This is a genomic window from Rhodococcus sp. NPDC059234, from assembly GCF_042754225.1.
Lineage (GTDB): Bacteria > Actinomycetota > Actinomycetes > Mycobacteriales > Mycobacteriaceae > Rhodococcus_G.
This window is the reverse complement of the sequence record NZ_JBHZAH010000139.1, coordinates 1-11712: the sequence shown is the minus strand read 5'-3', so window position 1 is coordinate 11712 and position 11712 is coordinate 1. Positions and strand designations below refer to the sequence as shown.

General features: G+C 69.9%; 12 protein-coding genes. 9 read left to right on the top strand and 3 right to left on the bottom strand.

Going from position 1 to position 11712, the window contains the following annotated elements; genetic code table 11:
* The coding region (locus ACFXGJ_RS21720) for a DUF222 domain-containing protein (protein WP_378624606.1) at positions 1-735 on the top strand (735 nt) is incomplete at its 5' end.
* 59 nt (positions 736-794) lie between these two features.
* Here the strand turns inward: ACFXGJ_RS21720 and ACFXGJ_RS21715 are convergent.
* Positions 795-2426 carry an ABC-F family ATP-binding cassette domain-containing protein gene (locus tag ACFXGJ_RS21715; RefSeq protein ID WP_378624604.1) on the bottom strand — a complete coding sequence of 544 codons (1632 nt, stop codon included), beginning with the start codon at positions 2424-2426 and terminating at the stop codon, positions 795-797.
* Positions 2427-2507: 81 nt separating this feature from the next.
* On the opposite strand from ACFXGJ_RS21715, the gene ACFXGJ_RS21710 reads away from it, so the two are divergent.
* From ACFXGJ_RS21710 to ACFXGJ_RS21690, 5 genes are all read left to right on the top strand, one after another.
* The gene (locus tag ACFXGJ_RS21710) at positions 2508-3269 is read left to right on the top strand and encodes an SDR family oxidoreductase (protein WP_378624608.1); all 762 of its coding nucleotides are present in this window, start codon (positions 2508-2510) and stop codon (positions 3267-3269) included.
* A 13-nt stretch (positions 3270-3282) separates the two neighbouring features.
* Positions 3283-3630 (top strand): VOC family protein, encoded by a 348-nt coding sequence (locus ACFXGJ_RS21705; RefSeq protein WP_378624602.1) that lies wholly within the window; start codon positions 3283-3285, stop codon positions 3628-3630.
* Positions 3631-3634: 4 nt separating this feature from the next.
* Positions 3635-4786: a lycopene cyclase family protein gene (locus tag ACFXGJ_RS21700; protein ID WP_378624600.1), complete on the top strand. Its 1152-nt coding sequence runs from the start codon at positions 3635-3637 to the stop codon at positions 4784-4786.
* Positions 4783-5799 carry a TIGR03617 family F420-dependent LLM class oxidoreductase gene (locus ACFXGJ_RS21695; RefSeq protein WP_378624598.1) on the top strand — a complete coding sequence of 339 codons (1017 nt, stop codon included), beginning with the start codon at positions 4783-4785 and terminating at the stop codon, positions 5797-5799. Before ACFXGJ_RS21700 ends, ACFXGJ_RS21695 begins: the two co-directional genes overlap by 4 nt.
* A gap of 105 nt (positions 5800-5904) precedes the next feature.
* A complete protein-coding gene (locus ACFXGJ_RS21690) occupies positions 5905-6981 on the top strand; it encodes a DUF2235 domain-containing protein (RefSeq protein WP_378624597.1) in 1077 nt (358 codons plus the stop codon).
* An 11-nt stretch (positions 6982-6992) separates the two neighbouring features.
* On the opposite strand, the gene ACFXGJ_RS21685 is transcribed toward ACFXGJ_RS21690, so the two are convergent.
* Both ACFXGJ_RS21685 and ligD read right to left on the bottom strand, forming a co-directional pair.
* Positions 6993-7796 carry a metal-dependent hydrolase gene (locus ACFXGJ_RS21685; RefSeq protein WP_378624595.1) on the bottom strand — a complete coding sequence of 268 codons (804 nt, stop codon included), beginning with the start codon at positions 7794-7796 and terminating at the stop codon, positions 6993-6995.
* Between the two features lie 147 nt (positions 7797-7943).
* Positions 7944-9818 (bottom strand): non-homologous end-joining DNA ligase, encoded by a 1875-nt coding sequence (gene ligD, locus ACFXGJ_RS21680; RefSeq protein WP_378624593.1) that lies wholly within the window; start codon positions 9816-9818, stop codon positions 7944-7946.
* 85 nt (positions 9819-9903) lie between these two features.
* Here ligD and ACFXGJ_RS21675 point away from each other — a divergent pair, with 85 nt between their 5' ends.
* The 3 genes from ACFXGJ_RS21675 (at position 9904) to ACFXGJ_RS21665 (ending at position 11707) form a co-directional block, all read left to right on the top strand.
* On the top strand, positions 9904-10767 hold the full coding sequence (locus ACFXGJ_RS21675; protein ID WP_378624591.1) for a Ku protein: 864 nt from the start codon (positions 9904-9906) through the stop codon (positions 10765-10767).
* 93 nt (positions 10768-10860) lie between these two features.
* Positions 10861-11295, top strand: a complete 435-nt coding sequence (locus ACFXGJ_RS21670; protein ID WP_378624589.1) for an SRPBCC family protein — start codon at positions 10861-10863, stop codon at positions 11293-11295.
* Positions 11276-11707: a MarR family winged helix-turn-helix transcriptional regulator gene (locus ACFXGJ_RS21665; RefSeq protein WP_378624587.1), complete on the top strand. Its 432-nt coding sequence runs from the start codon at positions 11276-11278 to the stop codon at positions 11705-11707. Before ACFXGJ_RS21670 ends, ACFXGJ_RS21665 begins: the two co-directional genes overlap by 20 nt.
* Positions 11708-11712 lie beyond the last annotated feature (5 nt).

Here is an 11712-nt window from a genome sequence, read left to right as displayed (position 1 = left end):
ACCCGCACCGCCGGACAACGGGGCCACGACGCCCTCGCGGCGGGCCTACGCTGCCTGCTCTCCTCCGGCATTCTCGGCAGCCATCGCGGACTACCCGTCACCGCGATCATCACCATGACCCTGCAACAACTCGAAGACGCCACCGGCATCGCGACCACCGCGTCCGGCGGCATCCTCCCCATCAAGGACGCACTGCGCATGGCTGAACACGCCCACCCCGTCCTGTGCCTCTTCGACCACCACGGCCGACCGTTGCACCTCGGTCGCAGCAAGCGGTTGGCATCCCAAGATCAGAGACTCGCCCTCATCGCCGCATCACGCGGCTGCACCCGACCCGGCTGCGACGCACCCGCCACCATGACCGCCGTCCATCACCTCACCGAATGGAACAACGGCGGCGGCACCGACATCGAGACCCTCGACCTCGCCTGCGACCCCTGCCACGCCCTCGTCAACGACGGCCCACGCGGCTGGCAAACCCGCACCGCACCACCGGAATCCGACCACCCCGGCCGCACCGAATGGACCCCACCCGCACACCTCGACCCCGGCCGACAACCCCGGGTCAACCACCGCCACCACCTCGACGACCTCCTCGCCCAGGCACTCAAACGTGCCCAAGCCCGCAAGGACAACGAACTGCGACATCGCCGCGCCGAGCGGAACCGCACCGCCGGCTCCGACCACCGCAACGGCTCGCACGATGACGGACCGCAGGAGGGCGAGGCCCCGTGACGGGCGAACCGCTGTGGGATTCGACAACATCCACCGACGGCCAGGACGAACGGCGTGGATCAGGCGAGCTGGATGAGCTCCAGGTACTCCTGCGACCAGTGGTCCTCGGTGCCGTCGGGCAGGAGGATGACGCGCTCCGGGTTGAGGGCCTCGGCGGCGCCCGGGTCGTGGGTGACCAGGACGACCGCGCCCTTGTAGCTGCGCAGCGCGTCGAGAACCTGCTCGCGCGAGATCGGGTCGAGGTTGTTCGTCGGCTCGTCCAGCAGCAGCACATTCGCCGCCGAGGACACCAGCCCGGCCAGCGCCAGACGGGTCTTCTCACCACCGGACAGGGTGCCGGCGGGCTGTTCGAGCTGCGGCCCGGTGAACATGAACGCACCCAGCAGCGAACGAAGTTCCTGCTCGCCGGTGTCGGGCGCGGCGTGCCGGATGTTCTCCCACACGGTGGCGTCGTCGTCGAGGGTGTCATGCTCCTGCGCGAAGTACCCGACCTTGAGGCCGTGGCCGGGAACCAGCTCGCCCGTGTCGGCCTTCTCGGTGCCCGCCAGGATCCGAAGCAGGGTGGTCTTGCCCGCACCGTTGAGGCCGAGCACGACCACGCGACTACCGCGGTCGATGGCCAGGTCGACGCCCGCGAAGATCTCCAGCGAGCCGTACATCTTGGTCAGGTTCTTCGCCATCAGCGGGGTCTTCCCGCAGGCCGCGGGTTCCGGGAAGCGAATGTGCGCGACCTTGTCGGAGACTCGCACCTCGTCCAGCGACGCCATCAGCTTGTCGGCCCGCTTGGCCATGTTCTGCGCGGCGGTCGCCTTGGTCGCCTTGGCGCCGAGCTTGGCCGCCTGCACCCGCAGTGCGCTGGCCTTCTTCTCCGCGTTCGCGCGTTCGCGCCGGCGACGCTGCTCGTCGGTCGCGCGGGCGTCGAGGTACTTCTTCCAGTTCATGTTGTAGACGTCGGCCTCACCGCGAACCGCGTCGAGGAACCACACGCGATTGACGACATCACCGAGCAGCTCCACGTCGTGGCTGATCACGATCAGTCCACCCTCGTGGTTCTGCAGGAAGCCACGCAGCCAGGTGATGGAGTCGGCGTCCAGGTGGTTGGTGGGCTCGTCGAGCAGCAGCGTGGTGTCCGAGCGGCCACCGCTGCCGTCCGAGGCCGCGAACAGGATGCGAGCCAGTTCCACGCGACGACGCTGACCACCGGACAGGGTGCGCAGCGGCTGCGCCAGGATGCGGTCGGCGAGACCGAGGCTGTTGCAGATGCGGGCCGCCTCCGACTCCGCGACGTACCCGCCGAGCGACGAGAACCGATCCTCGAGCGAGCCGTACTTGCGGACCGCCTTGTCCAGGTCGGGGCCGTCGACCAGCTCCGCCATCAGCGTCTGCTGCTTCTCCATGTCGCGCAGGATGGAGTCGAGACCGCGTGCCGACAGCACCCGGTCCTTGGCGAGAACGCTGAGATCACCCTCTTTGGGGTCCTGCGGGAGGTAGCCGAGCTCCCCGGTGCGGATGACGGCTCCGGCGTACGGCTCGCCCTCACCGGCGAGAATGCGCAGGGTGGTGGTCTTCCCGGCGCCGTTTCGGCCGACGAGGCCGATGCGGTCGCCTGCCTGCACACGCAGGGCAGGACCGGGCGCGGTGAGGAGGGTCCGCACACCGGCACGAACTTCGAGGTCGGTGGCGGTAATCACGACGGGCCAGTTTACCGGAGTTTTCGGGCGCCGAACGCCACGGCGCGGGTGACTCGGCTAACCTTCGGACGCATGAGCGCGATGAGAGATCTCGAGGGACGTACTGCTCTGGTCACGGGCGCGAGTCGCGGTATCGGCAAGGCCATCGCCGCCGAGTTCCTGGCCCGCGGCGCCAAGGTCGCGATCACCGCCCGCAAGGCGGACCCGCTCGAGGCTGCCGCCGCCGAACTGCGCGCGAGCGTCGACGGCGCGCTGGTGCTGCCGATCGCGGGCAACGCCGGAGACGCCGACTCCCGGACCGAGACGGTCGCCCGGACCGTGGCCGAGTTCGGTTCGCTCGACATCCTCGTCAACAACACCGGAATCAACCCGGTGTTCGGCTCGCTGATGGAGGCGGACCTGGATGCGGTCCGCAAGATTTTCGACGTCAATGTCGTTGCCACCCTTGGCTACATCCAGCAGGCACACAAGGCGTGGATGGGCGAGCACGGCGGCGCCGTCGTCAACCTCGCCAGCGTCGCGGGCCTGCGGTCCACCGGTGTCATCGCCGCGTACGGCGCCTCGAAGGCCGCCCTGATCCGGCTCACCGAAGAACTCGCCTGGCAGCTCGGTCCCACGATCCGCGTCAACGCCGTCGCGCCCGGTGTCGTCAAGACCAAGTTCGCGGAGGCGCTCGTCGCCGGCGGCGAGGACCAGGCGTCCGCGATCTACCCGATGAAGCGCCTGGGTACTCCCGAGGACGTGGCCGGGCTGGTCGGCTTCCTGGTGTCGGACGCGGCCGCATGGATCACGGGCGAAACGGTCCGGGTGGACGGCGGACTGCTGTCGACCGGCTCGCTCTAGCGACGGGACACCGGTGAGCATCCGGCGTGTGGTGCCCGACATCCGCTCCGAGAATCTCGACGACAGCCGGGACTTCTACGAACTCCTCGGATTCGTGGAGGTGATGAACCAGGGCTGGGTGATGACACTGGCCTCGCCCTCGAACCCGACCGCTCAGCTGACACTGATGCGCGACGACGCCAGTGCGGCGGTGCAACCGGATCTGAGCGTCGAGGTCGACGACGTCGACGCGGTGTACGCACAGGTCCTCGCGAGCGGCGCCGAGATCGTCCATTCCCTTCGGGACGAACCCTGGGGCGTGCGACGGTTCTTCGTCCGCGACCCCAACGGCCGGGTGGTCAACGTGCTGAGCCACCCGTGACCCGGTGACCGGACCCCACCGGGTCGCCGACCTCGTGGTGGTCGGTCTGGGTCCGGCCGGCCGGGCGCTGGCCCACCGGGCGGCGGCGGCGGGTCTCGACGTCGTGGCGGTCGACCCCCGTCCCCGGCGCCGCTGGTCGCCCACCTACGCCGCGTGGGTAGACGAACTCCCGGACTGGCTCGAACCCAGCGTGTTCGGTGCACGCGTACCGCGGCCCTCGGTGTGGGCACTGCACGAGCGCCGCCTGGACCGGGCCTACGGGGTGTTCGACAACGACGCACTGCACGATGCACTGCACCTCGACGAGGTGCGGGTAGTCGCGGTTCGCGCGCAGCGGCTTTCGACGGGATCGGTCCAGCTCGCGGACGGCACCGAGGTGCACGCGCGGGTGGTGGTCGACGCCCGCGGCGTGCGCCCGGACCCGGCGTTCGCGCAGCAGACCGCCTACGGCATCGTCGTCAGCGCGACAGTGGCGGCACCCGCGCTCGGCGGCGCACAGGCCTGGTTCATGGACTGGCGGCGCGACAACGGGACCGCGCCCGACGATCCGCCCTCGTTCCTCTACGCGGTCCCGCTCGGCGACGACCGCGTCCTGCTCGAGGAGACGTGCCTGGTGGGCAGGCCGGGGCTGTCGCAGGCCGTGCTCGAGGAACGCCTCGCGCACCGACTGCGCGCACGCGGGGTTCCGATTCCGGACGGTACCGTCCGCGAGCGGGTGAGCTTTCCGGTGCAGGCGCCGCGTACGCGTTCGGCGACACCGCGATTCGGCGCCGCCGGCGGACTCGTCCACCCTGGAACCGGGTACAGCGTGGCCGCCTCCCTGTCGGCTGCGGACTCCGTCGTCCGCGCGGTCGTCGACCGCACCGATCCGGAGGCGGCGTTGTGGCCGGTACGGGCCCGGGCGGTCCGCGGACTGCGGGACGTCGGCCTGCGCGCACTGCTGGGCCTCGAACCACGGTTCGTACCTGCATTCTTCGAGTCCTTCTTCACGCTGCCCGAGCACCGCCAGCGCGACTACCTGTCCACCCGGGACGACCCGTTCGCGGTGAGTTCGACCATGTGGACGCTGTTCCGCCACGCGCCGGCGCCCGTCCGGCGCACACTTGCGCTCGCCGCGCTGCCCGCGCGCCGAGATACGACGAGGGGACGTGTGTGAAGGTCGAGATCCAGTTGGACGCCGCTCCGGTCGACGCCGCCGCTCGGGCAGTCGAACTCGCGTCCACCGGCGCCGCCGGCCTGTTCACCTTCGAGGGCCCGCACGACGTCTTCTTCCCGCTCGTCGCGGCCGCACCGGTGGTGAACCTGGATCTGACCACCAACGTCGCCATCGCCCTGCCGCGCAGTCCGATGCACCTCGCGCACGCCGCGCACGATCTGCAGGTCCTCGCCGGGGGCCGGTTCCGCCTCGGCCTCGGCTCGCAGATTCGACCGCACATCGAGAAGCGGTACGGGGCCACCTGGTCGCGGCCCGCCGCCCGGATGCGCGAGGTGGTGCAGGCGGTCCGCGCGATCTTCGACACGTGGGAGGGCAAGGGCCGTCTCGACTTTCGCGGCGAGTTCTACACCCACACACTGATGGCCCCGACCTTCGACCCCGGTCCCAACCCGTTCGGCCCACCGCCGATCCTGCTCGGCGCGCTCGGTCCGGTGATGACGAGAACCGCCGCCGAGGTGGCGGACGGGCTGCTGGTGATGCCGTTCAACAGCGAACGGCACTTCCACGAGCGCACCCTGCCGGCGGTCGACCGCGGGCTGGCGTCCGCCGGTCGTGACCGGTCCGACTTCGAGATCGTCCCGCAGGTGATCGTCGCGACCGGGCGTACCGAGGAGCAGTTGGCCGCGGCGACCGAAGGGGTACGCCGGCTACTGGCGTTCTACGGATCCACTCCGGCCTACCGGCCCGTACTCGAGGTGGAGGGCTGGGCACACCTCCAGGAACCGCTCAACGCGCTGTCCAAGCGGGGCGCGGTGGCGGAGATGGTCGAGCACGTCGACGACGCGATGGTCGACACCCTCGCCGTGCGCGGCACCCCCGAGGACTGCGCCCGGCAGATCCGGACGCGGTTCGGCGCGCACGCGGACCGCGTGTGCTGCTACTTCCCCGGCTACCAGGTCGATCTCGCGCACGTGCGCGACCTGGTGACTGCGCTCGACGATCCCGCGCACTGACGGTCCGGTCGCCGACGGATTCGGGTAGTGCACTACTCGTGTCCGGCGGGGCGGCGCGCCCTAGCCTCGAGAGGCACCTGAAACAGCAGTCGTGGAGGCGACGTCATGCCGAACACCGCACCTGTCCCGCGGACCCCGAAGCGGATCGTCATCTGCCTGGACGGCACCGGGAACCGCATTCGCGCAACACGCAACACCAACGTGATACGGCTGTTACGCGCGCTGGAGAACACCACCGGCGAACAACTCCTCTACTACGACCCCGGCGTCGGCACCTTCTCCTCGGCCGGCGCCCGTACTCGGATCGGCCGCTGGTTCTCGCGACTGCTCGGTCTTGCCTTCGGACTCGGCCTGAAGACCAACCTGGCCGAGGCGTACACGTTTCTGATGAACCACTGGGAACCGGGCGACCGCATCTTCATCTTCGGGTTCAGTCGCGGCGCCTACACCGCTCGCGCGCTCGCCGGGCTGCTGCACAAGGTCGGCATCCCGCGTCAGTCGTCGGAGAACCTCGTGCAGTACGCGATCTCGACCTACGCCCGGCGCCACAAGTGGACCGACCAGGACCGCGCGGAGGCCGCCGAGTTCTCCAGCACCGTCTGCCGGGCGGTCGACGGTGGTCGGTTCTCGGTCCCCGTCCACTACCTCGGCATCTGGGACACCGTCAGTGCGCCGGGAATCTTCCGCCGGGACCTCCACTTCGAGAACACGCGGCGCCTGACCAACGTGCGCGCCGGCCGTCATGCGATATCGATCGACGAGAAGCGCAGGCCGTACCGGGAGTGCACGGTGCGCAACCCGAGGATCGAGGAGGCCTGGTTCGCGGGCGTCCACTGCGACGTCGGCGGCGGATTCGACGACCACCGGCTGTCGGACATCTCCCTGATGTGGGTGCTCGAGGGCGCACGCGAACACGGAGTGCTCCTGCGGCGCACCGAGGAGCTCCGAGAACTACCGAACCTCTGTGACGGCGACGCACTGGCGCCCGTGCACCGGATGTCCAGGACCTGGGCGCTGCTCGTCTACCGACACCGTCAGCCGGCACCCGGGGTCGGGGTGCACGCGAGTGTGCGAGTGCGGTGCGAGCGCGAGCCGACGTACGGCCGCCGGCTGCACGATCCGTACTGGGTCGACCGGACCTGGGACGAGCCCACCCACCACCGGCTCGGCCGTGCCGCCTGACCTCGCCGGCCTCAGGGCCGGAAGGCCCCGACCGCCTCGGTGACCGCCTCCGGGACCCCGTCGAGCGCCCAGAGCGCCAGTCCCACAGCGGCACAGGTCAGCAGCGGCCCGAGGACCGCACGCTCGAACGCCCCGCCCGCCCTGATCGAGATCAGCTCCGGCAGGCGCAGTTCTCGCCAGCGACGCCCCCGCCACGCCGCGAACGGGGCCAGGAACGGCACCCCCTCCTTGGTGATCGCGTCGCCGAGGCAATGCACCGCGCACCCGAGGCCCACGGCCACCCCGAGCGCCCTCGACCCCACCTCGTCGGGATACCAGGTCCAGGTCAGCGCCGCCAGGACGCCCGCGACCGCCGTCACCACGAGCCAGCCGTTGCGCTTGGCCCAGTCCCCCGCCAGCCCGCGCAACGCCAGCCCGAGGGTGACGAACAGCGTCGCGACGATCACCGGCCGACCGAACGCGGTGACCAGCGCGGACACCCCGACGCTCAGCAGGATTGCGAACAACGCTGTGTGCGTGAGGGTTCGGTGACCACCGCTGCGCCGCGGGTCCCTGCGCCCCCGAGTGAGCCGGTAGTACCACAGCGAGAGCTCGTCGACGCCCCGCGCCGCGAGGGTGCTGACGGGGCCGAACGAGCGGGCCACCGTCGACTGCGCGGTGTCGAGGTCGGGCAGCAGGGCTGCGCCGGCACAGACCCCCGCGAACGTGAACAGCTCCGCGGTGGATGTCGGTCCACCCCAGTGCTCGGGCAGTGCCTGTGCGACGAGAAGTCCGGCAACGGCACCGGAGACAGCATGGGTGGCACCCATCACCATGGCAGAGAAGGCCTTTCGGAACGTGACTGAGGAGCAGTATCCGAAGAGCCGCCCATGACGGTGCCAACCTACCAATCGGTCACGACAACACCGATGTCCCTGCCCCACAACGCCGATCGCGCAGCGTCGGGAGCGAACATCCCCTGGTCACTCCGGACCGACGTCCGCGACCTGACCGGGGTCCTTGTCCCGCCGCAGCCCACGCCACACCGGGTGCCGTAACCGACCGTCCCCGGTCACTTCCGAATACCGCACCTCGGCAACGAGTTCCGGTCGCGTCCAGTGCGCACCGCGCACGTCGACCGGGTCCACGAACGGCGACTGCTCGGTCGCGAGTTCGCGGGTGAGCGAACCCAGTTCTGCCAACGTCGCGTCGGTGAACCCGCTCCCCACCTTCCCTACGTAGCGCAGCCCCCCTCGCTCGTCCGGCACCCCGAGCAGCAGCGACCCCACACCCCGCGCCCTACCGCCCTCACCCGGCTGCCAGCCACCGATCACCGCCTCGCACTCGCGGAAGTGCTTGAGCTTGATCCACGACGGCGAGCGACCCGGCCGGTAGGCGGAGTCCCAGCGCTTGGCCACCAGTCCTTCCATCCGGTCGGCCCGGCTGCGGTCGAGCGCCTCCGGAAGGTCGGGCGGCGCCAACGCCGGCACCCGCCAGATATCCGAAGGGTCGAGTGGGATCGCCTCGAGCACCGTGCGCCGGGCCCGGTACGGCTTGGCGGTCAGGGTGGTGCCGTCGAGCTCGAGCACATCGAAGAGCAGCAGCGCCGCGTCCGGTCCCGGCGCTCCTCGGCGGCCGATCCGTTGCTGCAACAGGCCGAAACTCGGCGCCCCGGCGTCGTCGAAGACCACGATCTCGCCGTCGAGGACGCCCGAGTGCCCGTGCAGCCCGGCCGGGATCTCACCCAGCTCCGGAAAGGTCGCGGTCAGGTCTTGCCCGTTGCGGCTGAGCAACCGCAACGCACCCGCACCGGTCCCCGGGGCGTGATCGAAGTACACCAGGGCCCGGTACCCGTCCAGCTTGTACTCGAACGCCCACTCCTCCGGATCTGCCCGCGGCGCAAACTCTTCCACGGTGGAGCGGGAGGCCAGCATCGGCCGCGGGTCGACCGTCGAGTGCACCGGGCCGCTCGCGAGCGCCGGCCTCGCCGCGGGTGCCGGAACGACGGCGGGCGCGACACCCGACTCGAGGCGGTCGAGCACTTCACCGAAGTCCAACTGCTGCAGCCCCGATTCGGCGAGTTCTGCCCAGGTCCGCGGCGCCGCGACCATCGGTGTCGCTGTTCCGCGCAGCGAGTACGGAGACACCGTGGTCTTCGAGGCCGAATTCTGACTCCAGTCGACGAACACCTTCCCCACTCGCCGGTCGCGAGCCATCGTGGAGACGACCGTCGTCGGTGTCTCCCGCTCGAGATCGACGGCGATCGCCTTGGCGAACTCGACGCAGCGTCGCGCCGTCCATCCCGCCTCCAGCCCCGCGTAGAGGTGAATACCCTTGCTGCCGCTGGTGACCGGCAGGGCGTCGAGTCCGTGCCGTTGCAGGCGTTCGCGGACCCGGAGCGCGACCTCGGCGCAGTGGTCGAGGCTCGCCCCCGGCCCCGGGTCGAGATCGACCACCAGCCGGTCGGGATTCAGTGGTTCCCCGTCGACCCCGAATCGCCACTGCGGCACGTGGAACTCCAGCGATCCCGCCTGCGCGAAGTACACCAGCGCGGCGAGGTCGTCCACGAGCGGGTACGCGATCGTCTTGGATCCGTGTGTCATGGTGCGCCGCTCCACCCAGGCCGGCGTCGCCGCGTCGACGTTCTTCTGGAAGAAGGGCGTCGCGGCGGTCCCGTCCGGCCACCGCTTCCTGGTGACGGGCCTGCCCGCCAGCAGGGGCACCATCACCGCGCCGACCCGCGTGAAGTACTGCAGCACTTCCGCCTTGGTGGTGCCGGTATCCGGGTAGAGAACCTTGCCCAGATTGGTCAGCGACAGCCGCTTTCCCCCGACCACCACCACGGCGTCGTCAGTCATCTTCCGCCCGCCCACATGTCGGCTCCGACCTGCACCGCTTACTCGTCACCTGGCCTGATCCCACAGTATGGACCATCATGGAGGCATGCGGTCGATATGGAAAGGCTCCATCGCGTTCGGTCTGGTGAACGTCCCGGTGAAGGTCTACACCGCCACCGAGGACCACGACATCAAGTTTCACCAGGTCCACGGCAAGGACGGCGGACGCATCAAGTACAACCGCGTCTGCTCCGAGTGCGGCAACGTCGTGCAGTTCGCCGACATCGACAAGGCGTACCTGTCCGAGGACGGCACCCAGGTGATCCTCACCGACGAGGACTTCGACAAGCTGCCCGCCGCCGAGAAACACGAGATCCCGGTGCTCCAGTTCGTGCCGTCGGAGCAGATCGACCCGATCCTGTTCGAGAAGAGCTACTTCCTCGAACCGGACTCGGCCTCCCCCAAGGCATACCAGCTGCTCGCGTCCACGCTGACCGAGAGCGACCGCACCGCGCTGGTGCACTTCACCCTGCGTCAGCGCACCCGGCTGGCGGCCCTGCGGGTGCGCGACGGCGTGCTCGTCATCCAGACACTGCTGTGGCCGGACGAGGTGCGGGCCGCAGACTTCGACAAGCTCGTCGACGCCGCGGCGCCGTCGGACAAGGAACTGTCGATGGCGAAAATGCTGGTGGAGTCGATGTCCGAGGACTTCCAGCCGGACACCTACACCGACGACTACCAGACCCAGCTGCAGAAGATGCTCGACGAGGCGATCGCCAACGGCGGGCAGAAGGTGAGCGTGCCCGCCCAGGCCGCGCACGCGGCGGACGCCGAGGTCGTGGACCTGGTCGCGGCCCTGCAGCGCAGCGTGGACGCCGCGAAGTCCGGCAAGGACGGCGACGGCGCCGAGGCCGAGGCCGAGAAGCCGTCGAAGGCCGGCAAGCGCGCCCCCGCCCGCAAGACCGGCTGAGCACCCGGCCCGACGGTGTGTCGAGAGACAAGTCTGGACAGATACTCTTCGCACAGATAGTCTGCATACAGATCATCTACCGAGGAGGACACCATGTGGGAGTACGAGCACAGCGTCGACACCGCCGCCACCCCCGAGTCGATCTGGGGCCTGTGGGCGGACGTCGAGAACTGGGGCACCTGGAACGCGGACATCGCCCACATCGAGATCCGGGGCGACTTCGCCGACGGCACCGAGATCGTCATGACTCCCGCAGGCGACGAGCCGGTGCACCTTCGGCTGGCGGAGGTCACCGTGAACCGCACGTTCGTGGACGAGGCCGAGATCGAGGGTCTGGTGCTGCGCACGACCCACCGGATCGACCCACTCACCGACGGTCGCACCCGTGTCACCTACAGGATGGAGATCACCGGCGCGGGCGCCGACGAGCTGGGACCCGAGATCGGGCCCGCGGTCACGGGCGACTGGCCCGAGACCATGGCGGCACTGGTGGAGAAGGCACACGATCATGCCGCTTCGCCCCGGTGAGAGCCCGGGGTTCCTGCTCTGGCACGCCACCCTGCGCTGGCAGCGCGGCGTCGCCGAGGCACTCGACCCCCTGGACCTCACGCACGTCCAGTTCGTCCTGCTGGCCTGCATCTGGTGGCTCAACACCCACGACGAGCAGCCGAACCAACTCGCGGTGGCGCGCCAGGCCGGAACCGACGTGAAGATGACCTCGCAGGTGCTGCGCACCCTGGAGAAGAAGGAACTGATCGAACGGCACGTCGACCCCGCGGACACCCGGGCCAGGCTGCTGCGGGTCACCGATGCCGGTGCGGCGCTGGCGCCGCGGGCGATCGAGGCCGTCGAGGCGGTCGACGTGCGGTTCTTCGAACCGGTGGGCGTCGGCGAGGCCACCTCGTTCCTGCAGCGCCTCGCCACCCGACCCAACGAGTAGGTGCC

Excerpts from the sequence above, each read along its gene's own strand:
- ACFXGJ_RS21710 (WP_378624608.1), top strand. The coding sequence starts at position 2,508 with ATGAGAGATCTCGAGGGACGTACTGCTCTGGTCACGGGCGCGAGTCGC.
- ACFXGJ_RS21690 (WP_378624597.1), top strand. The coding sequence starts at position 5,905 with ATGCCGAACACCGCACCTGTCCCGCGGACCCCGAAGCGGATCGTCATC.
- ACFXGJ_RS21685 (WP_378624595.1), bottom strand. The coding sequence starts at position 7,796 with ATGGTGATGGGTGCCACCCATGCTGTCTCCGGTGCCGTTGCCGGACTT.
- ligD (WP_378624593.1), bottom strand. The coding sequence starts at position 9,818 with ATGACTGACGACGCCGTGGTGGTGGTCGGGGGAAAGCGGCTGTCGCTG.
- ACFXGJ_RS21675 (WP_378624591.1), top strand. The coding sequence starts at position 9,904 with ATGCGGTCGATATGGAAAGGCTCCATCGCGTTCGGTCTGGTGAACGTC.
- ACFXGJ_RS21670 (WP_378624589.1), top strand. The coding sequence starts at position 10,861 with ATGTGGGAGTACGAGCACAGCGTCGACACCGCCGCCACCCCCGAGTCG.
- ACFXGJ_RS21665 (WP_378624587.1), top strand. The coding sequence starts at position 11,276 with ATGCCGCTTCGCCCCGGTGAGAGCCCGGGGTTCCTGCTCTGGCACGCC.